The organism is Chitinophaga sp., from assembly GCF_035761305.1.
Lineage (GTDB): Bacteria > Bacteroidota > Bacteroidia > Chitinophagales > Chitinophagaceae > Chitinophaga.
On record NZ_DASTRI010000146.1, the window covers coordinates 1 to 23,820 of the forward strand.

17 protein-coding genes and 1 pseudogene are annotated in these 23,820 nt (G+C 50.5%); 9 read left to right on the top strand and 9 right to left on the bottom strand.

Features of this window, described 5'->3' with window-relative positions:
* The 4 genes from VFS25_RS12610 to VFS25_RS12625 all read left to right on the top strand — a co-directional run.
* Positions 1–950, top strand: a 950-nt coding sequence (locus VFS25_RS12610; protein WP_326462505.1) for a TolC family protein, incomplete at its 5' end; no start/stop codon positions are given.
* Positions 951–985: 35 nt separating this feature from the next.
* Positions 986–2,263, top strand: coding sequence for an efflux RND transporter periplasmic adaptor subunit (locus VFS25_RS12615; RefSeq protein WP_326462506.1), 1,278 nt, complete (start codon positions 986–988; stop codon positions 2,261–2,263).
* A 238-nt stretch (positions 2,264–2,501) separates the two neighbouring features.
* On the top strand, positions 2,502–3,245 hold the full coding sequence (locus VFS25_RS12620; RefSeq protein ID WP_326462507.1) for an ABC transporter ATP-binding protein: 744 nt from the start codon (positions 2,502–2,504) through the stop codon (positions 3,243–3,245).
* Positions 3,246–3,256: 11 nt separating this feature from the next.
* Positions 3,257–4,483, top strand: coding sequence for an ABC transporter permease (locus VFS25_RS12625; RefSeq protein WP_326462508.1), 1,227 nt, complete (start codon positions 3,257–3,259; stop codon positions 4,481–4,483).
* A 458-nt stretch (positions 4,484–4,941) separates the two neighbouring features.
* On the opposite strand, the gene VFS25_RS12630 is transcribed toward VFS25_RS12625, so the two are convergent.
* The 3 genes from VFS25_RS12630 to VFS25_RS12640 all read right to left on the bottom strand — a co-directional run bounded on the left by VFS25_RS12630 (position 4,942) and on the right by VFS25_RS12640 (position 8,695).
* The gene (locus tag VFS25_RS12630; protein WP_326462509.1) at positions 4,942–7,155 is read right to left on the bottom strand and encodes a transferrin receptor-like dimerization domain-containing protein; all 2,214 of its coding nucleotides are present in this window, start codon (positions 7,153–7,155) and stop codon (positions 4,942–4,944) included.
* Between the two features lie 105 nt (positions 7,156–7,260).
* Positions 7,261–8,265 (bottom strand): YihY/virulence factor BrkB family protein, encoded by a 1,005-nt coding sequence (locus VFS25_RS12635; protein WP_326462510.1) that lies wholly within the window; start codon positions 8,263–8,265, stop codon positions 7,261–7,263.
* Between the two features lie 46 nt (positions 8,266–8,311).
* Entirely contained in the window at positions 8,312–8,695 is a 384-nt protein-coding gene (locus VFS25_RS12640; RefSeq protein ID WP_326462511.1) for a hypothetical protein, read from the bottom strand.
* 283 nt (positions 8,696–8,978) lie between these two features.
* Here VFS25_RS12640 and VFS25_RS12645 point away from each other — a divergent pair, with 283 nt between their 5' ends.
* A complete protein-coding gene (locus VFS25_RS12645; protein ID WP_326462512.1) occupies positions 8,979–9,767 on the top strand; it encodes a hypothetical protein in 789 nt (262 codons plus the stop codon).
* A gap of 70 nt (positions 9,768–9,837) precedes the next feature.
* Here VFS25_RS12645 and VFS25_RS12650 read toward each other — a convergent pair whose 3' ends face one another.
* Together VFS25_RS12650 and VFS25_RS12655 are read right to left on the bottom strand one after the other, a co-directional pair.
* Positions 9,838–11,955 (bottom strand): glycoside hydrolase family 3 C-terminal domain-containing protein, encoded by a 2,118-nt coding sequence (locus VFS25_RS12650; RefSeq protein WP_326462513.1) that lies wholly within the window; start codon positions 11,953–11,955, stop codon positions 9,838–9,840.
* 253 nt (positions 11,956–12,208) lie between these two features.
* On the bottom strand, positions 12,209–13,222 hold the full coding sequence (locus VFS25_RS12655; protein ID WP_326462514.1) for a S41 family peptidase: 1,014 nt from the start codon (positions 13,220–13,222) through the stop codon (positions 12,209–12,211).
* A gap of 121 nt (positions 13,223–13,343) precedes the next feature.
* On the opposite strand from VFS25_RS12655, the gene VFS25_RS12660 reads away from it, so the two are divergent.
* Together VFS25_RS12660 and VFS25_RS12665 are read left to right on the top strand one after the other, a co-directional pair.
* Entirely contained in the window at positions 13,344–13,934 is a 591-nt protein-coding gene (locus tag VFS25_RS12660) for a helix-turn-helix domain-containing protein (RefSeq protein ID WP_326462515.1), read from the top strand.
* Between the two features lie 66 nt (positions 13,935–14,000).
* Positions 14,001–14,387, top strand: a complete 387-nt coding sequence (locus VFS25_RS12665) for a VOC family protein (protein ID WP_326462516.1) — start codon at positions 14,001–14,003, stop codon at positions 14,385–14,387.
* Between the two features lie 878 nt (positions 14,388–15,265).
* Here the strand turns inward: VFS25_RS12665 and VFS25_RS12670 are convergent.
* Together VFS25_RS12670 and VFS25_RS12675 are read right to left on the bottom strand one after the other, a co-directional pair.
* On the bottom strand, positions 15,266–17,635 hold the full coding sequence (locus VFS25_RS12670) for an ABC transporter permease (RefSeq protein WP_326462517.1): 2,370 nt from the start codon (positions 17,633–17,635) through the stop codon (positions 15,266–15,268).
* 202 nt (positions 17,636–17,837) lie between these two features.
* Positions 17,838–20,267, bottom strand: coding sequence for an ABC transporter permease (locus VFS25_RS12675; RefSeq protein WP_326462518.1), 2,430 nt, complete (start codon positions 20,265–20,267; stop codon positions 17,838–17,840).
* A 176-nt stretch (positions 20,268–20,443) separates the two neighbouring features.
* On the opposite strand from VFS25_RS12675, the gene VFS25_RS12680 reads away from it, so the two are divergent.
* Positions 20,444–20,701, top strand: coding sequence for a hypothetical protein (locus tag VFS25_RS12680; RefSeq protein ID WP_326462519.1), 258 nt, complete (start codon positions 20,444–20,446; stop codon positions 20,699–20,701).
* Between the two features lie 229 nt (positions 20,702–20,930).
* Complete coding sequence (locus VFS25_RS12685) at positions 20,931–21,806, top strand: NAD(P)-dependent oxidoreductase (protein ID WP_326462520.1); 876 nt, start codon at positions 20,931–20,933, stop codon at positions 21,804–21,806.
* 163 nt (positions 21,807–21,969) lie between these two features.
* Here VFS25_RS12685 and VFS25_RS12690 read toward each other — a convergent pair whose 3' ends face one another.
* The gene (locus VFS25_RS12690; protein WP_326462521.1) at positions 21,970–22,260 is read right to left on the bottom strand and encodes a hypothetical protein; all 291 of its coding nucleotides are present in this window, start codon (positions 22,258–22,260) and stop codon (positions 21,970–21,972) included.
* Positions 22,261–22,589: 329 nt separating this feature from the next.
* A pseudogene (locus tag VFS25_RS12695) lies at positions 22,590–23,820 on the bottom strand (hypothetical protein); the annotation flags it as partial.

Below are 23,820 nucleotides of genomic sequence, written 5' to 3' on the forward strand. Positions count from 1 at the left end.
AGGCCGCTAACCTGGATGTGCGGGCCGCGGAAAATGACATTACCCTGCAGATCACACAAGCCTACCTGAACATACTGCTGGCAGGCGAGAACATTGTATATGTAAAAGACCTGGTACAAACCTCACAGGCGCAGCTGGAACAAGGGCAACAGCTGTACAGCGCCGGCAGCATTGCCCGCAAAGACCTGGTACAGCTGCAGGCACAGCAGGCCAATGACGCCTACTCGCTGGTAGTAGCGCAAAACGCTTACCGCCAGAACCTGCTCACGCTGAAACAGCTGCTGCAGCTGCCAACTGCGTTCACCTTTTCCATCGTACAGCCGGACACGTTACGGCCTGAAAAGCCTGTACCATCGCTGGAAGCAGCCCAGCGTACCGCACTGGAAACCAGGCCGGAGGTGAAAAACGGGGAACTGGGCGTGTCCATTGCGCAGGTAGAGCTGGAAAAGGCCAGGGCCGGCTACAAACCAACACTTAGCCTGGGCGGCGCCCTTTCCACCGGGTTTTCCGATAACCAGTCGGCCAGCTACTGGCAACAGCTGGATAACAACTTTTACCAGCGCGCCGGCCTTACATTGGGCATTCCCATTTTCAGCAACCGCGTGAACAAGGCCAATGAAGCCCGCGCCAAAATACAGATAGACCAGGCTAAACTATCCCTGCAGGACACCAAAACAACATTAACGCAGCAGGTAGAGCAGGCTTACCTGAACCTGCAAAACGCGGAGGAGCAGTACAAGGCAGCGGAAAAGCAGCTGGCAGCCAGTGAAGAGGGTTACCGCATCAGCGTAGAACAGCTGAAGCTGGGCGCTGTAAACATCACCGACCTGGCCGTGCAGAAGAACCTGTATGTTCAGGCGCTGCAGGCATTTATACAGGCCAAGTACAGCGCCATCCTAAACACTAAAATATATGAGTTTTATATAGGGGAACCGGTAACGGAAAACTGAACCGCTTCCATTGGCAAATAAAAATACAAGTACAAATGAAACGATATAAATGGTTAATAACAGGCATTGTTATCATAGCGGCAATCGCAACCTGGTTCCTGCTTTTCAGGCATAGGGAAGCGCCGGTGGTTATTGATACGGAAAAACCCGTCTACGGTTTTATTGCCAACGCCATTACCGCCACCGGCACCATACAGCCGGTAGATACGGTATCGGTAGGTACGCAGGTGTCGGGCACTATCGCCTCTATTTATGCCGACTTTAACACCCAGGTAAAAAAGGGACAGCTGATAGCGGAGCTGGACAAATCCCTGCTGCAGGCGCAGGTGAACCAGTACCAGGCCAACCTGGCTGCAGCACAGGACCAGCTGGTGTTTCAGCAAAGCAACTATAACCGGCAATCGCAATTATATCATGTAGGCGCTATCAGCCGGGCCGATTATGAAACAGCGCTGTACCAGTATAACAGCGCCAAGGCCAATGTGGCCGCTATTAAAGCACAATTGCAATCAGCCAGCAAAAACCTCTCGTACGCCAACATCTACTCACCTATTGACGGCGTAGTGCTGAACCGGAATGTGAACATAGGACAAACAGTAGCGGCCAGCTTTAACACCCCTACCCTGTTCATACTTGCCAAAGACCTCACCAAAATGCAGGTGCAGGCCAGCGTGGACGAAGCGGATATAGGCAACGTGGAAAAAGGGCAGCGTGTAACCTTTACCGTAGATGCTTTCCCCGATGACGTGTTTAACGGCACTGTGCAGGAAGTGCGCCTGCAGCCCAGCACCTCCGCCAACGTGGTTACCTATACCACTATCATAGATGCGCCCAACAATAACATGCGCCTCAAACCTGGTATGACGGCCAATATCACCATCTACACCAAAGAAGCGCAGAACGCAATGCTGGTAAGCGCCAAAGCGCTGAAGTTCAGGCCCGACCCGGCCCTGCTGAAAGATTATGTGATCGCCGGGCGGGCCGACACCTCCCGTAATCATACAGAACCTGGCTTTTACCGCAGCAAACGCCCCGACACGCTGAAAACGAAAACAGATACCACCAAACATTTAACATCGCCGGATGAAGCAGCGCACCCCGCCGCCGTATGGATTAAACGGGGCGATACCATTATGCGCCGCCGCATTTTAACCGGCCTGAATGATGAAACCAATGTGCAGGTGATACGCGGGTTAGATACTTCTGACATTGTGGTAAATGATGTAAGGCAGGTTACAGCAAAAGAAAAGAGCAGTGGCGCGGCAAAAAGCCCGTTTATGCCGTCAAGGCCGGGCAGGGGAAAGCGGAAATAATGTGCAGATGTGCAAATATGCAGATGTGCAGATGAATGAATAATTAATAATTAAGAATGAATAATGAAGGATGAAGGATGAATGATTGATGATTGATGTGGAGGAGGATTACGGAGATATAGAGAGGAGGATTATGGAGATATAAAATAGCTAATGGGCAGATGAAGAATTTTGGCAGATGGATGCAGTAATATGTATGATAATGAGGATTTGATGCTGCATGAAACTATAAACGAACATGAGTAAGATATTAGAGATACACGATCTCAAGCGGGAGTTCCGGATGGGTACAGAAACCGTGCGGGCGCTGAAAGGCGTATCGTTTGAGGTGAACGCCGGCGAGTTCGTAACCATCATGGGCAGCAGCGGCAGCGGCAAAACCACGCTGCTGAACATACTGGGTTGCCTGGATAAACCGTCGTCGGGGCTGTACCAGCTGGATGGAGTGGATATCAGCAAGCTGTCGCGCGATGACCTGGCGCGCCTGCGCAACCGCAAAATAGGGTTTGTGTTCCAGGCCTATAATCTGCTGGCCCGTACCAGCGCACTGGAGAACGTAGAGCTGCCCTTGCTGTACAACGCGGAGCTTACCGCCCACGACCGGCGGGAAAAAGCCATAAAAGCGCTGGAAGCGGTAAAGCTGGCGGAACGGCTGGATCATATGCCCAACCAGCTGTCGGGCGGACAGCAGCAGCGCGTGGCCATTGCCCGCGCCCTGGTAAATGAGCCGGTAATGATACTGGCCGATGAAGCCACCGGCAACCTGGACACCCGCACCTCCTATGAGATCATGGCGCTGCTGCAGGAGCTGAACCAGGCCGGCAAAACCATTGTATTCGTAACGCATGAACCGGACATTGCATCGTTCAGCAGCCGCACCGTTATGCTGCGCGACGGCAAAGTGATACGCGACAGCCAAAACGAAAATGTAAGATCGGCGCGGCAGGCGCTGAGCGAGCTGCCGGTAACGGATGATTACTAAATAACAGCAACATGAACATCTTCAACCTCATACGGATAGCCCTTAAAGCATTGCAACGCAACAAGCTGCGGGCGTTCCTTACCATGCTGGGCATCATTATAGGCGTTGGCGCCGTAATAGCCATGGTGGCCATTGGCCAGGGCTCCAAGCAAAGCATACAGGACCAGCTTTCCAGCATGGGCTCCAACATGATCACCATCCGCCCCAACAGCAATATGAGCGTGGGTGGCGGTGCCCGCCTGGATGCCTCTACCCTGCAAACACTGAAGCTGGAAGATGTAAAGGCCATTGAACAACAGGCTAAATATATTACCGCGGTATCGCCCCAGGTATCGGGCAGAGGACAGGCCATTAACGGCGCGCTCAACTGGCCTACCACCATACAGGGCGTTAGCCCCAACTACCTGGATATACGCGACTGGCCGCTGAAAGACGGAGTACCCTTTGGCGATAACGATGTAAAGGCTGCCAGCAAAGTATGCCTCATAGGCCAAACCGTAGCGGAAAACCTTTTCAGCGGCGGTGAAAGCCCGGTAGGCAAAACCATCCGCTTTAACAAAATACCATTCAAGATCATTGGCGTGCTGGCCGAAAAAGGGGAAAACGCTTTTGGCCAGGACCAGGACGATATTATACTGGCGCCCTACACCACTGTGCAGAAGCGCATTTTAGCCATCACCTACATACAAAACATCTTTGCTTCTGCATTGGATGAAAACAGCTCCACACTGGCAACAGCAGAAGTATCGCAGATATTGCGCACCGCACATAAGCTGAAGCCGGCGGATGACGACGACTTCCTGGTGAGAACACAGGCAGAGCTGATCAGCACCTTCAGTTCCACCAGCCAGCTGCTGACAGTACTGCTGGCTGCCATTGCCGGCATTTCCCTGGTAGTAGGCGGCATTGGCATCATGAACATTATGTACGTTTCCGTAACAGAGCGCACCAAGGAAATAGGCCTGCGCATGTCTATCGGTGCGCGTGGCATAGACATTTTGCTGCAGTTTCTCATCGAAGCCATCCTGATCAGCATTACCGGTGGCCTTATTGGCATTGCGCTGGGCATTACCGCCTCCAGGCTCATAACAGTGTTTTTGTCGTGGCCCACGCTGGTATCGGAAAGCTCTATTGTGCTGTCGTTTATTGTGTGTACGGTTACCGGCGTATTCTTCGGGTATTACCCGGCGGTAAAGGCCAGCCGGCTGGACCCGATAGAGGCGTTGCGGTATGAGTAAACTCAAGACAAGCGTAGAGATACAAGTAAGCATTATTTACTTTTAGTGCTCCTGCCCAAAGTTCCAATTCCGGCCTGCGCCCGCCTGGGTGAAAGGCTATGAGGCATTATCAAGCGTATTAGCTTTAAGTTAATAATTATACGTTTCCTGTCGTATCACGCCGGACAAGGGCCGTCATTTGGAACTTTGGTACAGTGGCTATAGGTAGAAATGCCCGTGAAAATAAAACACTGCGCGTTCAACTTTTTACATACTGCTTTTTACAACCTGCTTCCTACATCCTGCTTCTTACTTCCTGCTTCTTACTTCCCGTTTCTTAATATCATCAATAGCAGTTAATGATATACAATTATGACTTACGAACAGTACCTGCGTCTTTAACACACCGCCTCTATAATTCGTAATTGAATAATTCGTAATTGAATAATTCGTAATTAAATAATCCGTAATTCCTTGCGCTACTTCAGCAGCGCGGTAATCTCATCCAGCTTTGCACTGAACTTTTCTATTGCGCCTGCTACTACGCCAACCTGCTCCTGTGCTTCTTTCCAGTTACGCTGCTCTATGGCTTCGCGGATGCCGGGCAGTGTTTTTACCCCATAACCGGTGTAAAAGCCGGGGGCATAAATGCTGTGCTTAAACCAGGGACGTTTGGGCAGCCCCTGGCTTACCAGCAGGCTTTGCTCTGCCTGGTACAAAGCTTCGTTTAAGCGTTGGCGTACAGCGGTGCTTACTGTGGCCGCGGCTAGGGAGTCTTTAAGCGCGCTGCTGGCATGGTCCAGCTTTACCAGGGCATTCTGCAGGGGCGAAAAATCCAGGTAAGGTACGACTGCTTTGGGTGTAGGCGCGGTGAATGGTTTAGTAGGGTCGGCAGCCAGCTGGTAGGCATTTTCCCTTATAAGCCGGTTCTCTGTTACGGTATTCTCCCGCATCTGGGCGGCCTGCTCCATCAGCTCTTTTGTATAGCTATTAATAGCGGCGTAAAGGTCGGTGAAATCAAAGGGCAGTATATCGGCATCGGCCAAACGCAGTACAGCGCGGCCGGCCACTGCTGCCAGGGCTACGCCGTAATGGAACTGCGGGTCTTTAAAACGTACATAATCATCGTAAGAGTCGTAAATGGAGTGATACTCTCCTCCTTCATCTTCCCCCCCGAAACCCAGGTTCAGCGAAGGCACGCCCAGGTGCTGGAAAAAGGGCGAGTAATCGGAGCCGGAGCCCAGCGCCCCCAGGGTGATCGTGTGCTTTTCAAGCAACGCTTTACGGCTTGCCGGCGCGGCGTTCACCACGGCAGCGGCCCTTTTCCTGGCGTACACGCTTACTTTTGTTTGCGGATCAATAACGTCTTTGGCTATACCATCCATTAATTTGGTGAGCGCATGAGAGCCGCCTGCGCCCAGGAAGCCACGCCCGTTGCCGTCGGTATTAATATAGGCCACCGCTTTTTGCTGCAGCGCTGCGGCGTGGTCTTCCACCCATTCTGTAGAGCCGATAAGACCGGGTTCTTCCCCGTCCCAGGCACAGTACACCAGGGTACGTTTAGGTTGGTAACCGCTTTTAACGAGCGCGCCTATGGCTTTGGCTTCTTCCAGCTCGGCAGCCAGTCCGCTGACAGGATCTCCCGCGCCGTTCACCCAGGCATCGTGGTGGTTGCCGCGCACCACCCATTCATCGGGGTACTGGCTGCCTTTTATAGTGGCTATTACATCATATGCCGGCACCAGGTCCCAGCTGCACTGTACCTGCAAATGCACGGTAGCCTTGCCAGGGCCAATGTGGTAGGTAATGGGCAGCGCACCCCGCCACCCGTCCGGCGCAACAGGGCCATCCAGCGCAGCTAACAGGGGCTGCGCATCGTGATAGCTGACAGGCAGCACCGGTATTTTAAGAATGGTGACCGCTTTACTGCGCTCCAGCCGTTTGGCATTTTCTGTGGCGCCTATGCCGGGCGTTAACGGATCGCCGGGATAAATTACCATGTCCATAACCGCGCCGCGCTGCACGCCGTTGGCATTTTTAAAAGCGCCACGGGGATATACATCTCCCTGGTAGTAGCCGTCCTCTTTGGGATCGGAATAAATGATACAGCCAACAGCGCCATGCTCCGCTGCTACCTTGGGCTTAATACCCCGCCAGGAATGGCCGTAGCGGGCTATCACTATCTTGCCCTTTACGTTTACCCCTAAACGTTCGAGCGTTTCATAGTCTTCCGGCAGCCCGTAGTTTACATATACCAGCGGGGCCGTTACATTACCGTCCGCGCCCCAGGCATTATAGGTAGGCAGCTGCCCCTGCTGCCCGGAAGTAGCATCTTCAGGCAGGGCGGGCTCTTTTAGTGTAGCCGTAAACTTTACAGGGGCGGTAAGCTCCAGCACACGGGTTTCAGGAGTGGGAAACAACACTTTGTAAGTGTTGATGTGCACATCCCATCCATAGCTTCTGAATTTTTCTGCAATAGCATCGGCGGTGGCTTTGCCGGCTGCGGAGCCCAGGTGGTGCGGCTTTGCCGACAGCTCTTTAATAGTGGCGCCAATGTGCGCGCTGCTAAGCTGCTGGTCAAAACGGGCTTCCAGCAGGGTATCGGGTTTTCCTATAGCGGCTTTTTGTGCGGCAGCAGGCATGCTCATGCCCAATGCCAAAGCAGCCACGGTTAGCATAACAGGTTGCTTCATGATGATTATTTTACAGGCAGATTGATGCGATCCGGATAATTGGTTGGTGGTTTTCTATAGCAGATAATAATACGGTTAATCCTGTTATTATGCAAGAAAAAAACTTCAGCCTGGGTTACGGTTATTTCCCCTTCCGTTTTTTTCCTGCTGTAATGCTTTGCGCAGGCGCTCCTCATCCTCTTCATTTTCCTGTATAGTGCTTTTCCCGCTTTCCGCATGTATCAGCTGGTACGTAACAGCATAGCTGCTGGGTCTTATTTCAGTACCAAACTGCAGGGCGTAAAACTTGGTGAACTCCGCCCCAAGGTACAGGATAATGGCGGAATAGTAAATCCACAGCAGCAACACCACCAGCGATCCAGCAGTGCCATATGCGCTGCCGATGTTGGCGCGGCCAATGTAAAACGAAATCACGAATTTGCCCAGCATAAACATGAAGGTGGTAAAAAAGGCGCCTGCGGCTACATCTTTCCAGCGGATGATGGCATCGGGCAACACCTTATATATAATGGCGAACAGGAACCATATAATAATAAATGTAAGGGCCAGGTTCACCGCATAAAACAGCATAATGGCGGTATGGGGAAAATGTTCCCGCAGCTGGTCCATAAAACCTTCTACCAGCGCGTTAATAACCAGCGACACCAGCAGCAGAAACCCCAGCCCTACCACCAGGGAGAACGACAGCAAACGGCTGAGCAACCACTGCGCCAGCCCTTTACGGAACTTTACCTGCAACCGCCAGATGGTGTTGATGGTGTCCTGTATCTCAGAAAAAATAGTGGTAGCGCCAATGAGCAGTGCAATAAAGCCCACGGCAGCGGTAAATACATTGCCGCCGGTAAGGGAGGCGTTCTTCATAATCTCCTGTATCTGTAGCGCCGCCCTGCTGCCTATGAGGTTGCGCACCTGCATAAATATCCTGCCTTCTACTGCTTCACGGCCCCAGAACAGATCGGCCAGGAAAATGATCACTATCATCATGGGGCCGAGGGAAAACACCGTATAAAACGCCAGGGAAGCACTGAGTTTCAGCACTTTATCTTTACCAAAGCCCTGTCCGGTTTGCCGCAGCACTTTCCAGAAATTCCTGAAGGTGAATTTACGCATATGGTAATGCAGTCAATTAAAATGCCAGAAGAGAAGGGGAAACCGGTTAATAGCTGGTGGGATGATGAACAGTGTCTTTAGGAGCAGCAGTGGTATCTATGGCCGGGCGGACGCTGTCTGCCGGAACATGGGTACTGTCTGTTTTGCCGGTTAGCAGGCTGTCGGCCCTGCCCGGGGAAATACGGGTGTTGGGGGCGGCGCGCTCATCGGATCCTATCCAGCCCATCTTTTCCATATCAGCCCGCTCTTTTTTATTGAACAGCTGCTGCGGATGTTTTTCCCGGCGCAGCCCTTCGTCAAAGCGCGATTCTGCTCCCATGGCCGGGGCTTCATACACTTTGCTATTACGGGATTGGAACACGCCTTTGGAGCAGCCATATAACAATATGGCAAAAGATATGGTACTGATTATAACCAGGGGCAACCGCATAAACAGGTTATTTAATGACTCTGTTGATTTAACGCGGGAATAAGGGGAATATTGCGGATTGTGCGACAGGCTTTCTTTTAAGTTGAAGATAGCACCTGCTCAGCGCGTTGAGGATAGATTATTTCGTATATTTAGCGGTTAAGTAAAATTTTAAATCAAGGCATGTTCCTGTTTAAGGTTGAGGACAGATTTTGCGCAATACGAACTTAAAAACGAATGCCTGGCCCCCTCAATATTTACTAAAAAAATCAATATCACATAAAACCCAACAACCCTGACTACAATGACATCATCCCTGATATTAACACGCTTTGCCTTCATTATAGCCACCCTCACCTGTGAAAAAGCTTTTACACAAACAAAGCCCATCGCTTCACAGGAAAACAGGTTTGTAAAAATCTACTCCAGGCTTGCATCCTTTATACCGGCAAACTATGACAGCGTAAGCTTTTACACCGATAAGTTTGAAAAGGAATTTACAGGCTTTATTAAAAACAACCCGGCAACGCTGGGCTATCCATTTAAAGAACTTACTGACAGCAATTTTTGCAACATCGCCACTTCGGACGACGGAAACTTCAGGATATACAGCTGGGACACCCAAACAGGCGGCACCATGCACTTTTTCAAAACCATCTGCCAATGGAGGAGCAACGGTAAGGTTTTTACGAAAGTGCCGGAGCGCGAAGAAGGCGACGCCGGAAGCTTTTGCTCCAGGATATTTACCGTTAACACCGGCCACCAGCAGTATTACCTGGCTGTTACAAATGCCATCTTTTCTACGAAAAACGCTATGCAATCCATCGCTGTTTACAGTATTGAAAATAACAGGTTGGTTGACACGGTTAAGCTGTTCAGGACAAAGACCCAGAGGCTGAACAAAATAGATGTGCCATTTGATTTCTTCAGCGTAAAAGACCGGCCGGAACGGCCGCTGGAGTTAATTACCTATGACAATAAACAAAAGATCATCTACATCCCGGTAGTGGATGATAAAGGGCGGGTAACCAGGAAGTATATCGTGTACCAGCTAAAAGATCATTACTTTGAATTTACCGGCATTGCAAAATGAATATAAAGCATAAAAGCAGGCACCGCAATTACAGCGGCACCTGCTTTTACACCCAATATTTTTAACATGCTCACTTCACGGTAAAGCCCTGCTGCAGCACCATTTCATTGGCATTCTTACCAATGGCTACGGTATACCGGCCTTTGTACAGCTTCCATTTGCCGGTGGGCAGATCCCACTTCTGCAGTTCGCTCACAGGAATGCTCAGCTCAACGGTTTGCTGCCCGCCTTTGTTTATACTCACGCGTTTAAAGGCTTTCAGCTCTTTCAGCGGCATGCGGTCCATTTGCGGATATTGTATGTAAGCCTGCAGCACATCATCCCCATCATAGTTACCCCCATTCTGCACATTTACCGTCATGTGAATGGTGTCTTTTAACGCATATACGTTTTTAGGCGCCTGCGCCCATGCATAGTTGAAGGTGGTATAGCTTAACCCGTAGCCAAAGGGGTATTGCACCGGCCCGTTATAATAGCGGTAGGTACGGCCCTTCATGCTATAGTCCTTATAATCAGGCAGGTCGTTTAAAGAGCGGTAAAACGTTACCGGCAGGTGGCCGGAGGGCGATACCTTGCCGAAAATAATATCTGCCAGCGCAGCGCCGCCCTGCTCGCCGGGGTACCAGGCCAGGATAATGGCGTCTGCATAAGGTTCAATAGCGGCAATGTCTACCGCGCTGCCGGCAGTTACTACCGCTATAATGGGCTTCTTATGCGCAGCACGCAGCTTTTTCATAAAGGCCAGCTGGGACGCGGGCAGGCTTAGCGTAGCTTTATCGCCGCCGGAGGCCGACAGGAAAGCATCGCCCTCCTCTCCTTCCAGTACCGGCGTTAAACCTATTACAGCAATGCTGACATCACTGTTGGATGCAGCCCATATGCCGCCAAAGTGCACTGTATCTTTATAATCGCAGCCCAGGTCGTATTGCACGGCAGTAGCCGGACCTGCTGCGGCGGCAATGCCTTCTGCGAAGGTTACCAGGTTGCCGTTAATGCCATGGTAGTTGGCTACCAGGGCGTCGGCATCTGCAGCATTGGAGCCCAGCACCATAATAGAGCTGTATTTTTCTTTTTGGAGGGGCAGCACACCATCATTCTTCAGCAATACCATAGCCTGCTCCGCTGCCTTGCGCGCCAGCGCTGTGTGATAGGCGTTATGCACACTATCCGCACCATAGTGGTTATAAGGCGCCAGTCCGTTCTCGTCAAACATGCCCAGCTTCATTTGCGTGCGCAGGTTCTGGCTTAGGGCGCTGTCTACATCCGCAGGCGTAAGCATTTTCTTTTCCACAGCTTCTTTTACATCCCGTTGCAGAATGGAGCCGCATTCCATGCCCACATTGGCTTTTACCGCGGCAGCGGCTACTTCCAGCCTGGTGGGAATGGCCTTGTGGCGCAGGTAAATATCGTCCAGCGCTCCGCAGTCGGTAACGGTTTGACCTTTAAAGCCCCATTCGTCGCGCAGAATGGTTTGCAGCAGGGTTTTGCCGGTGCAGCACGGCTCTCCGTTCACGCGGTTATAGGCGCACATGATGGAATTCACGCCGGCGTCTACCAGGTGTTTGAAAGCATAGAGGTAGGTTTCGCGCAGGTCTTTTTCATCTATCTGCACATTAAAAGTATGGCGGTCAGCCTCCGGCCCGCTGTGCACCGCAAAGTGCTTGGCGCAGGCAGCGGTTTTCAGGTGCAGGGGATCAGTGCCCTGCAGGCCGGTAATAAAGGCAGTGCCCATGGCAGCAGTAAGGAAAGGATCTTCCCCGTAGGTTTCCTGGCCGCGGCCCCAGCGCGGATCACGGAAAAGGTTAATATTAGGGGTCCAGAAATCAAGCCCCATATACCACAGGTGGCGGTTCATAGCCACGGAAAGGTTGTATTTGGCGCGTGCCTCAGTGGAAATAGTGTTGGCCACTTCCTGTACCAGCAACGGGTTAAAGGTGGCCGACATGCCAATGGCCTGCGGATATACCGTGGCCTCACCGGCACGGGCAACGCCGTGCAGGGCTTCGTTCCACCAGTTGTAGCTGGGTATTTGCAGGCGGTCAATACCCGGACTGTCATATCCTAACAGGGAGATCTTTTCGTCCAGGGTAAGCTTTTGCAACAGGTCTTTTACGCGCGCATCCACGGGCGCATTGGCATTGCGGAACAGCGGCTGCTGCGCATACACGCTGCCTGCCAGTAATAGCATTGCAGCGGATAGCCGGTAAATTTTTTTCAACATCAGATTAGCTTAGGTTTCAATGTTCACGTAACGGGCATAAAGAAACAGCATTTTCCGGGAAATTAAAACGGAAGCAGGTAATAATATAGGTCACCGGCCGCGCATGCAGCACAGGTAATCCTTTTCAGGCAGCGGCAAATGCAGGGGGCGGAACTGTCCCGCGGTCATCGGCCTCCAGGGTTTATCAAATGTACGCTTATGCTTTTAGCATTCCGGCCTGTTAGTTGTTCATATGCTGCTTTAGCCATTTAACGGCCGCTCCAACTTTTTCATCGTTGGGAATATCATTAAAACTGTCTTTATCGGCAAAGGGAATGTCGGGTTTTATTGCTGCTTTATACACCTTCCCGTTGCGGTCTACCCCATAAGAAGTGGACAGCAGTACTGATGCCGCATCATTAATAACAAACTCCTTAATACTGGTTATAAAACCGGCGGTTGGTGACCCCAGCAAAACTGTTTCAGGCCGGCCTTTGAATGCAATAATGAAAAACTCTGCCGAGCTTCCTGTAGCAGGACTTGTGAGAATAACCACCGGCATATGCTGTGCATTGATGCTGCACTTTGGGGTAATACTGGCAAGCACAGTGGTATCAAATGCAAAATCATCATCCGTCAGGTACCAGACTGCATTTTCACCTGGTTCAAAGGAACCAATACGTCCATGCATTAACAATTGCTCTACGCCAAGGATCATAGGGTACATGGCTCCGCCGCCGTTTATTCTCAGATCAATAATTAATCCCTTTATGTTTTGTGTTAATAACAGGCAAAGGCTGTCATTCAGGCTTTGGGCCTTAAAATCGCAGTCTTTCCTGCCGGAATATGGCATGCTGGGTATTCTCAGGTAGCCAATATTTTTTTCTACCAGGTATGTTTTTACGCCTGAGCGGTTTTTCCACTCGTTCTTAATGGAGTCAGAAACAACCGGGGCATTATGGGACCATTGAAACATACTGTCTTTATAAAAAAGCCGCCCATGAAAATCATCAATTGACCGGAACAGCTCCCTGATAACAGGGCCTGATTGATAAGGGTCTGTGATCCCTGCAGATGCCTTCAGCGCCTCCTTTTGCAGCCTGGCCCAGTTAACAGCTTTTGCATTTACGGATTGTTGCTGCATGATGCTGATGGTGGTATCAATTAGGAATTGTACTTCTTTCGACTGGCCGCAAACAACAGTGGTTCTTAAAATAACGGGAAGGGATAATAATAACAGGAGCTTTGTTTTCATTTTATATGGGATTTCCTATTGTTAAATGTAATGATCATGAAAGAAAAAACAATGTTGTTCCGGCCACCGGATCAAAAAACATTTTTAAAAGAACGAACATTCGTTTATCTTTGTTCCCGGTATGCGTCCAAGAGATGAAAATAAGGAGGCCCTGATAAGGGAACAGGCTATTGCGCTGATTGTGCAGGAAGGGTTTGACGGGCTAAGCATGCAAAAGCTGGCCAAGGCAGCCAACCTGTCGGCTTCCACCATTTACATTTATTTCAAAAGCCGGGAAGATCTTTTGAACCAGGTATACATTGCGGTAGAGGAGCTGTTTGCCAAAGAGGTTTTGAGGAACTTTGATCCTGCCATGCCTTTTGAGGACGGCCTTTGGCTGCAGTGGAAAAACCGGTACCGGTACATACAGCAGTACCCGCTGCACTATCACTTTTCAGAGCAGTTCCGCAACTCGCCACTGATTAAACACCAGGATATTAAGGAAAGTCCGTTCCGCAGGGCAATGCAACAGTTCACAAAAAATGCGATACAACGCAAAGAGATTGTAGACATGCCTGCCGAGATACTATGGTCGCTGGCCTATGGTCCTTTTTATATACTGGTAAAGTTTCACCTGGATCGTAGCAGCATGAGCGGCAAGCCTTTCTCGCTCAATGAGCATAAAATGAAGCAGGCCTTTCAGCTGGTGATCAGGGCGCTGAAATCACCGTAAAAATTTTTTGCCTATTTAACCGAACGAATGTTCGTTCATTTATTCAATACATTAAAACAGCAAGCTATGAAGCTCAACCATGCCAACCTGCCGGTGGCAGATGTACCTGCGGTAAAGGCGTTCTTTACCTCCTACTTTGATTTTACTCCCTTGCCCATGCAGGGCGGCAACGATAAATTTGCCATACTTGAAGGCGAAGACGGCTTTATCCTGAACCTGATGCAGGCTAAAGAAGCGCATATTACCGGTACGGAAAGCGGCTATCCTAAAAATTTTCACATCGGTTTTTTTGTAGATACCCCTGAGCTGGTGCATGAGAAGCATGCTGCCATTACTGCTGCCGGCTTTACCGCCAATGAGGTAGAAGTGCTGCAACGCGGAGGCTTTAACTCCGTTACCTTTTACTGCTATGCGCCTGGCGGGATATTGGTAGAGGTAAGCTGCGGGAATTAAACGCCTTTCATACGCTTTTACCTGGGATGGCGAACGCTTTTACTCCCAGGCGCGAACGCTTTTACCCCGGGTTGCGGTGCAGTTGCGCAGCCATGATTGCGGGTTTACCGGCGCTTTTGCCTGCAAAAGCTTTCATTTATAAGGGCTTGGGGTTGTAAGTTTACAAACGCTTTTGTAAACCGCATTTTGCCGGCGGGGGCTTTTACTTGTGAAGATGTGCAAGGGCTTTTACATGCGGCATCTTTCCTGGCAGGGCTTTTACTTATAGGCTCTTTTGCTTGCAGGTCCAAACACGGACTGCGCCCGCCTGTTTGGATCACTATTGGACGTAGGTGGTCGTATGGGGTGTTGGAAGTAAATGGAGCTTTATCAAGCGTGTCGCGCCGGCCAAGGTCCTTTGTTTGGAACCTGCAAGCAAGCAGTGTGCATTCATGTGCAGTGGAACGTGAAAGGCCCGGCGGTGTAAATATGGCGTAAACAGGATGTAACTATTGCAACCTCATTTACAATCGTTTGGAAAGCTGCATTTAAGCTGTACTATAATTGTGCTGCACTATAATTAATTGTATTTACAACGCATTTACTGCTGCACACCATACCTTAGTACCCGCCTTTTTTGCGGATGCAGATCCCGGCCCTTTGCCCGGCGTGATGCGATGGATGAAGCTACATAGCATCCATAACGCCGGTACGCCTGCCATAAGCCCAATAGCCATTCAAAACAGGCGGGTGCAGGCCGGAGATGCATCTGCAAAAAAGCCCTTTGAAGGAATGTCCACAAAAAGCCCCTTAAAGGAATGTCCGCAAAAATCCCCTTGAATGAATGTCTACAAAAAAGCCCCTTAAAAGAATTTCTATAAAAGCATCCGCAAATCCCCCTACTCCGCCTTTAAATTCTTCAACGGGTTAGCTACAGCTGCTTTTACAGACTGATACCCGATAGTAACTGCCGCCACTACGCACGATACCAGCAACGCTGCTACAAAGGTAGGCGCATTAATACCCACATGATAAGCGAAGTTCTCCAACCAGGTATGCATGATGTAATAAGCCACAGGCGCAGCTACCAGGAAAGCAATGCCTATCAGCAGCACAAACTCTTTGGCAAACAGGCTTACAATGTTAAATACAGATGCGCCCAGCACCTTGCGGATGCCCACCTCCCGGGTACGCTGCACCGCGGAAAAGGCTACCAGCCCGTATAAGCCCAGGCACCCTATCAGGATGGCCAGCATGGAAAATAGCCGGAACGCCGTGTACACCTTTTGCTCCTGCTTGTATAAGCTGGCAATATGATCGTCAATAAACTCGTAGCCAAAAAGGTCGTTCGGGAAAAGGGCCGACCATAATTTGTCAATGCGGGCAATGGTTTCACGCATATGATGCGGCTGCAGTTTTACGCTGGCGGTAAAAAAGCGGTCGGGCGCATACAGCAGCATGCAGGGCCTTCTTTTCTTGTGCTTGGACTCGCTCTGGAAATCCGCTACCACACCGGTAACATACACCCGGTCGCCGCCGGCCAGGAAACTTTTGCCGATAGCATCTTCCGGGCGCTGGATGCCCATCTTGTGCATAAGCGTTTCATTGATCACCAGCTGCCGGGTGGTATCGCCTGCAAACTGCTTCCGTATTTTTTCGCCGGCCAGCATGTGCAGGCCAAACATATCGATGTAATGGTCATCAATAAACTTTATTTCAGTTACATCATCCTCTGTAATACCGGCTTCGGGAACGCTGAAAGGGCCAAAGGCGTTGTTAAAGGAAGGCGCGCTGGAAGAAAGGCTTACGGCCTTCACGCCGGGGTCATTTATCAGCTGCTGTTCCAGCACCTGCCGTTTGGCATCCTCCGGTATCTCCAGGGTAATCACCGCATCTTTATCAAATCCCAGGTCCTGGTTCTGGAAAAAATCCATTTGCCGGGCTACGACCAGCGTACCCACAATCAGCACCTGCGATGCGGCAAACTGCACAAACACCAGGCCTTTACGCAGGGTTAACCCCTGCAGTGAGCTGCCGGTGCTGCCTTTTAACGACAATGCAGGTTTAAAGGCCGATTGTACAAAAGCCGGGTAAAGACCGGCCAGCAATATGATCACCAGGCCAATACCCGACACCATGCCCAATACGGTGGGGCTGAACAGCTTTGTATGATCCAGCTGAATGCCCAGCCAGGTCACCGCCTGCGGCATGAACACGTAGGCGACAATAAGGCCCAGCACCAGCGAAATGCCTACCAGGAAAGCGGTTTCACCCAGGAACTGGCGGATGAGCTGCGGCCGGTTGGCGCCCAGCACCTTGCGTACCCCTACTTCCCTGGCGCGGCGGGTGGCCTGCGCAGTGGCCAGGTTAATGAAGTTGATGCAGGCCGTGATGATAATGAATATTGCTACGGCAGCCAATGCCCAATAGGTGGTGCGGGAGGTGGTAGGACTGGCGGGATTGCTCAGGTAACGCTGGTCAAAATGGATGTCGCGCAAGGGTTGCAAAGGCAGCTCAGCGCCCCTGGCAATATCGGCGCCCCAGTTCTTCTTAATGAAGTCCTTCATCCTGCTTTGCAGCTTTGCTACCGGGTAATGCTCCGGCAATACAATAAACGCGTTGCCGCCCATAATGGCGTAAAACTCGCGCATAACGCCATGCTGCTCCAGGTCTTTACGGATGCTTTCAAAAGATACCAGGAAGCCGAAAGGCAGGCTGGTATTGGCCGGTACATCGTCAATAAGACCGGTTACCTTCAGGTCAAGATGATTATCCAGGTTCAGCACCTGCCCCATGGGATCTTTATTGCCAAAGAACCTGCGGGCCATGCTTTTTGTAAGCACAATGGTATTAGGCTCCGCCAAAGCTGTACGCGGATCTCCCTGCAGCCAATGGTAATCAAAAATGCCGGTGAACTCCCCATCCACAAACATGAAATTTTCTGCGGGCAGGTGCTGCTGTCCTATATTCACCAGCCCCCGCTCACGGTACCATACCTGCGACACATGTTCCAGCTCCGGAAAATCGTTCCGCAGGGCTGGTACAACGCCCATGGACACACTGGGATTATAGTCCAGGGCATGCAGGGTAACACGGTAAGTACGGTTAGCCTTGGCGTGGAAGTTGTCGTACCCCAGCTCGTTCCTTACCACCAGGAAAATAACCAGGCAGGAGGCTACGCTGATAGTTAGCCCAAAAACATTGAGGAACACATAGCTGAAATTACGCCGCATAGTGCGCAGTGCGATGAGGAGATAACTTTTGAACATGGAAACGAGATTAGCTGCAAGGAGGCTCCTAATACAATGCCAGGCAACCAGTTAACTGATAATCAATTACCTGTACTCCCCCATCTGCAGTGGTTTGTCCGCTTATGTACAAGGAATGTGCGAATATGAACAGTTGGCATAAGAACGACGAAGGCTATACGTGAAGCAGAAGGCGCAATGCAGCGTACCCCTTCCCCAACCCTTACTCTGCCCTTAACCGGTTTACCGGGTTTACCAAAGCTGCACTAATGGCATGCACGCTTACTGTACATAAAGTAATGAACATGGCCAAAGCGCCTGCCAGCCCAAACATCCACCAGCTGAGGGAAACCCGGTAGGTAAAGCCCTGCAGCCACTGGCTCATGGCCCACCATGCCACCGGCGCAGCTATTATAAATGCAATGCCGGTTAATGTTATAAACTCTTTTGACAGCAGAAAAGATAAATTGGCGAGGCTTGCTCCCAGCACCTTGCGCACACCAATTTCCTTATTCCTTTGTTCGGCGCTGAAGGCAGAAAGGCCAAATAATCCAAGGCAGGATATAAATATGGCTACAATGGCAAACAGGTTGATGATGGCCGATAAGGTAACCTCTGTTTCATACTGGTGCTGCACTTCGTCGTCCAGGAAGGCATACGTGAACGGCACTGTTGAAAAGTGCTGCTGCCATACCCGGTGTATCTTTTCCAGCAGGCCGCTGTAATCCCCGGCGCCGGCGCTTATGATAATATTGCTGGTGGCGTTGCCCGGATCGTAGCGCAGCATCAAAGGCTTTACTTCGCTATGCAAAGAATTGAAATTAAAATCTTTCGTAACACCCGCTATTTCAAGCAGGCTGGCGGCCTGCCCTTCCTCCTGCTGCGGGTACAGGCGTTTGCCCGGCGCTGTTTCGGCATTTAGCCCCAGCTCCTTCGCAAATGTTTCGTTGATCAGCACCTTACCAGAGTCGCCCTGGCGGAAATCCCTGCCGCCGGCCAGCTGAATACCCAGTGCCTTTACATAATGTTCATCTGTAAAAACGAACGATACGTCTTTTCCCGCAGCGCCGTTGCTGCCTTCAAGAAAATAGGGCCAGTCGTGGCCAATGCCCTGGCTGGGATAGTTGTCGGCCTGGCTTACCGCTTTAATCCCGGCCAGCTGCCGCAGGTCACCGGCAAATGCAGGTATCTTACTCTTTATATCATCTGTATAAAAGCTTAGCACCAGCTGCTGTTTTTGCTCAAAACCAAGCTGCCTGTGCCTGATATAGTGCAGCTGGCTGTAAATAACAATGATGCCGGAAATGAATATGATAGACAATGTAAACTGGAAAACCACCAGGAAACGGCGTATACCTGCGGAGGACAAATGATTGCCAAAATTGCCTTTAATCACCTTCAGCGGTTTAAAGGCAGACAGGTAAAATGCGGGATAGCTGCCTGCAAGCAATCCTGAAAGCACAATAATGCCGCCCACCATCAGCCAGAAACGGTAACCCGCTAAAAACGATAACCTGACATCTGCCCGGGTAACCTGGTTCAGGTAAGGAAGCGCCAGCATTAATAAAGGCAATGCTATCAGCACCCCGAAAAGAGATAGTAGCATAGATTCTCCTAAAAACTGCCGTACCAGGTCGTTTACACCGGCGCCGATCACTTTTCTTACCCCCACCTCTTTTGCGCGCCTGGAGGCACGGGCCGTACTCAGGTTCATGAAATTAATACAGGCAATCAGCTGCACCAGCCCCGCTACCAGCAGCAGCAGGTGCAGGAAAGCGCCGTCAACCGTTTTACTAAGCTCGCTCCTATACCCGGGCGTGGTGTGTATAGTGCGCACCGGCTGCAGGTGCAGCTCTTTTTCCATACCCATTTCTTTAAGCTGCTGGGCGCCGTATTTGTTTAAAAAGGCAGGCAGCTTTCTTTCAAGCGTAGTAGCGGAGGCGCCGGGCCGCAGCTTTACATAGGAGGCGGTATAGTTATAGGCGGCCCACGACTGGTTATCGCGGGTAAAGCTGCCCATGCCGCCGCTGTTCATTGACATAAACAGGTGCGCCTGGATATGCGACTTGCCAAAGCTTTCATCCACCACCCCGGTTACCCGGAAGCTGTGCATGCCATAGGCGTTGTTTATGTCTATTATTTTTCCGACAGGATTGATACTGCCAAAGAGCTTTTCCGCGGTTGATTTTTGCAGCACCACGCAGTAAGGCGCTGCCAGGGATGTTAACGGATGCCCGTATACGAAGTGAAAAGAGAAAACATCAAAGAAGGTAGAGTCGGCATATACGGCATCTGTTTCATAAATACTTTTGTCATTATAGCGCAGCAGGTGCTGCTTTGCCCCTAAAGAACCGGTGGGAACCACGCGTGTGAACTGCTGTACTTCGGGAAAATCCCTTTTCATGGCAGGAGCAATAGGCGGAGAGCTGGTGGCATTATTGTTCCTGGTGCCCTGGGCAATAAATGTGGAGTTAACGCGGTAAATATCTGCTACGTGATCATGCTGCTTGTCATAGCTGTATTCCACGGTAACATACATCACAATATAAAGACAGCAAATGGTGCCTACCACCAAACCAAGAATATTGATAATGCTGAAAGTTTTATTTCTTGCTAAACTGCGGAGCGCAATTTTGAGATAGTTTCTGATCATAGCGGGCTTGTTGGAACCTTGGCGGCACTAATACAATGCCATTTCCCTAACCTGTTGCAAATCAATCCTGTAAGAACTGCGTAATTTAAGGTTCGTTCGCTTTTGATACAAAAAACCGTTCATTTCTGAACACGCTTATGCGCCTTTTTAGGCACGCCGCTTGTAACGTTTTTTATATGGAAAAGCACATTATTACTATCGTACTGAACGATAAACCTTACCAGCTGTTTATCTCCATCGACCACCAGGAAGAAGAGATCACCTACCGCGTAGAGCCGGGAGCGGATGAAGGAGAACTGGAGGACATTATCCCCGAGCGCCTGGAAATCAGGGCTAACGGACATGTTAAGTTCGACGACCGGCTGAAGACCGTAGAAGGCGAACAGATTGCCCGCCTCATCTGGCAGGAAATACTGGATAAGCTGAACCCGTGAGCGGATTACTGCTGCGGCAGGGTTAACAGCACTTCCACCCAAAATGCTGATGGTATTGTTTTGTTACTCCTATAAATAACGAACCGGCGCTGATAACAAACGCCGGTTTTTGTATAAAAAACCTCTACTCCCCTTTTTGTTGCCCTGATGATCGTGGAATGTGTATTTAAATACGCATTTGCTACTTTGCATATGCATATACGCTATCTTACCATTAAAATAACAACAGATGCAAACAGGATTTATTGGACTTGGCAATTTAGGACTACCCATCGCAGAGAATTTATCAGGCATTCATAAGGGCCTGTACGTGTATAACCGCACCGCCGCCAAAGCGCAGCCGCTGGCTGATAAAGGCGCGGTCATCTGCACCACTGTGCAGGAGCTGGCGGCTAAATGCGACGTTGTATTCAGCATTGTATCGGACGATGCCGCGCTGCGCCATATTACCGAAGGACCGGAAGGCATAGCCGCCCACCTGAAAGCCGGCGGCATACATATTTCCATGAGCACTATATTACCGGCCACCGCCGCAGCGCTGGACGCTGTACACCAGCAGCACGGCAGCCATTACCTCTCATGCCCCGTAATGGGACGGCCCGAAGCAGCCCGTGCCCGCAAGCTGAATATCATGGCTTCCGGCCGGCCCGAAGCTGTTAACACTATAAAACCCCTGCTTACCGATTGCGGCGCTGCCGGCATATGGGAGTATGGCAGCGATGTAAAGGCCGCGCCACTGGCCAAACTGTGCACCAATTACCTGATACTCTCCAGCGTGGCGGCTATGGCAGAAGGCATACACCTGGCCCGGCAGGGCGGTATTGATGCCGCACAGTGGATGAACATGCTTACACAAACCATTTTTAACGCGCCCATATATAACAGCTACGGCAGCGCATTGCTGAAAGAAGCTTACCTGCCCGCAGGCTTTGGCTTAAAGCTGGCACTGAAAGATGTTAACCTGGTGTTGCAGCAGTCAGCCGCTACCCAGGGCAATATGCCGGTAGGAAAAACAGTGCAGGAACTATTGCAGCAGGCGGTGGCTGCGGGCCTGGGGGATCATGATGTTACCGCCGTTGCGCAGATAATAATTAAGAATGAATAATTAAGAATGAATAATTAATGAGTGGGTACTTTTTGACCGGTGCTGTTACTATATTCATTGGGCATATTAAACGTTTGTTAAATAGTGAATAAATAAAGATGCATTACCGGCAACAAGTACCCACCGCATTCTTCATTATTAATTCTTCATTATTCATTATTAATTACCCCAGTCCCTTTCCGTAAGGCTGTGGCGTGTCGGAACCCTGCTCTCTTATACCGTTCCAGATAGATTCCAGGATGTGCCTTCCCTCCAGTGTGATTACACGGGGAGAACATTGCACACCGTCTATGGTTTCAAAAATCACCAGGTCATCCGGTAAGTGCCCGTCGAACCGGGTAGAAAGGTTCTTATCCTGCACATAATAAGCAGGTTTGCCGTTATAGGTTTCCTTTTCCACATGCAGATCCTGCTCCTGGCCGTTAAAGCTGATAATGATGGTTTGGGCTGACATGAGCTTTTTTTGAAAACGGCCGCAAGTTTGGGACCAAGTTCAATTAATAATGAAGAATGAAGAATTAATAATGAAATGCAGCGAAGGAAGGTGTAAGTATGAAAGCCATTGAAAATGTGATATGGCGGCGCCATTAGTAATGAAGAGGCGTTAATAATTGAATGCAGCGAAGGAAGGTGTAAGTATGAATGCCATTGAAAATGTAACAGGCGCCTGCGCAATGAAATATAGCAGCGCTATTCCAAATGCTGTTAGAAAAATTAAGGATGAACCATTGTGAATTACAATCATTCATCCTTAATTATTAATTATTAATTCTTCATTATTAATTAAAACCGCAACATCACCTTTACCCCCTCACTGCGGTTCTCAAACCTCACCAGGCAGGTATGCGTGGCGGCGTCCCATTCGATTTGCAGCGGCTGGGCCGCGCCTTCAACCGGGCCTGCGGTGGCCTGTTTGGGCGCTGCAGGTAATAAAATGCGCATTACGTTCTGCGTATTGGAAGGACTGCGCGCTATAAAGGAATAGGTGTGGCGTGTAACACGCTCCTCATACACACGGGCAGCGCCGCATAATACCTGCGGGCGTTTGGTGTCTTTTACCCGGCTTATGTGGTACAGGTAAGCCTGCTCACCCGGGTGTACTGTTTTTTCAGCCAGCACAGGCAATGTAGGGTCAAACAGGTCTATTACCGGGCCTTTAATATGCAAAGGTTCGGCGCTTACGCTTTCGTCCATTACAGCAGCTATATCATAGGGGCCTCTTTCCAGGTAAAAATAGTTTTTGGTTTGCAGGGCGCCGGCCTTCGCATTTTGCTCATAGGCCTGCCTTACCAGCTGCAGGTAACCACTGTCGCCATCAGCCTGCAGCACCAGCTCTTTGGGATCCTGGCGCACTACAAACACACTGCCTTTGCCGCAGGCGTATTGTGCAACATTTTCCCGGGGCTGTATGCCCAGCTGCTCAAACAGGTGCTCGGAGGGGGTGGTGTAGTGCAGGCCATTGCTGTTCCACCATTCCTTTACCTGCTGAAAAGGATCTTTATCCCGGCCATAGTACAGCAGCACGCCGCCCTTCTTCACCCAGCCGGCCAGGTAAATATGCACGGAGTCGGACATGGGTTTCATATTGGAATAGCTCATTACCAGCACCTTAATATCTTTTAATGTGCCGGGGAACGACAGGTTTTCCATATGCACCATATCCACCGGTACGCCGCGTTTCAGCAGCGGCAGGGCCATACCGTAAAAGTTAGACAGCTGCGGATCTTCATATCCTGCATGGGTAGGAAAGCGCTGGAACATCAGGGAGTTGCCCAGCAGCACGCCAATACCCCTGCTGCCGCTTACATGGTTGGAGGAGGCCGGCAAATCGTTCAGGGAATTTACCATTACCTGCATTTGCGTGGCATAAGCCGGCGCTATGGGCTGCCGCTCATTGCTGCCCTCTACCCTGAACTTACCCAGGTAAATGCGGTTGGGCCAGGGCATTACCTCAAAATGATCTACCGCGGGGTACATGATCTCGGCGGTAAAGGTGGCCTGGTAGTTCCGTTTA

Coding starts and splice junctions, on each gene's coding strand:
- VFS25_RS12615 (WP_326462506.1), top strand. CDS start 986: ATGAAACGATATAAATGGTTAATAACAGGCATTGTTATCATAGCGGCA.
- VFS25_RS12620 (WP_326462507.1), top strand. CDS start 2,502: ATGAGTAAGATATTAGAGATACACGATCTCAAGCGGGAGTTCCGGATG.
- VFS25_RS12625 (WP_326462508.1), top strand. CDS start 3,257: ATGAACATCTTCAACCTCATACGGATAGCCCTTAAAGCATTGCAACGC.
- VFS25_RS12630 (WP_326462509.1), bottom strand. CDS start 7,155: ATGAAGCAACCTGTTATGCTAACCGTGGCTGCTTTGGCATTGGGCATG.
- VFS25_RS12635 (WP_326462510.1), bottom strand. CDS start 8,265: ATGCGTAAATTCACCTTCAGGAATTTCTGGAAAGTGCTGCGGCAAACC.
- VFS25_RS12640 (WP_326462511.1), bottom strand. CDS start 8,695: ATGCGGTTGCCCCTGGTTATAATCAGTACCATATCTTTTGCCATATTG.
- VFS25_RS12645 (WP_326462512.1), top strand. CDS start 8,979: ATGACATCATCCCTGATATTAACACGCTTTGCCTTCATTATAGCCACC.
- VFS25_RS12650 (WP_326462513.1), bottom strand. CDS start 11,955: ATGCTATTACTGGCAGGCAGCGTGTATGCGCAGCAGCCGCTGTTCCGC.
- VFS25_RS12655 (WP_326462514.1), bottom strand. CDS start 13,222: ATGAAAACAAAGCTCCTGTTATTATTATCCCTTCCCGTTATTTTAAGA.
- VFS25_RS12660 (WP_326462515.1), top strand. CDS start 13,344: ATGCGTCCAAGAGATGAAAATAAGGAGGCCCTGATAAGGGAACAGGCT.
- VFS25_RS12665 (WP_326462516.1), top strand. CDS start 14,001: ATGAAGCTCAACCATGCCAACCTGCCGGTGGCAGATGTACCTGCGGTA.
- VFS25_RS12670 (WP_326462517.1), bottom strand. CDS start 17,635: ATGTTCAAAAGTTATCTCCTCATCGCACTGCGCACTATGCGGCGTAAT.
- VFS25_RS12675 (WP_326462518.1), bottom strand. CDS start 20,267: ATGATCAGAAACTATCTCAAAATTGCGCTCCGCAGTTTAGCAAGAAAT.
- VFS25_RS12680 (WP_326462519.1), top strand. CDS start 20,444: ATGGAAAAGCACATTATTACTATCGTACTGAACGATAAACCTTACCAG.
- VFS25_RS12685 (WP_326462520.1), top strand. CDS start 20,931: ATGCAAACAGGATTTATTGGACTTGGCAATTTAGGACTACCCATCGCA.
- VFS25_RS12690 (WP_326462521.1), bottom strand. CDS start 22,260: ATGTCAGCCCAAACCATCATTATCAGCTTTAACGGCCAGGAGCAGGAT.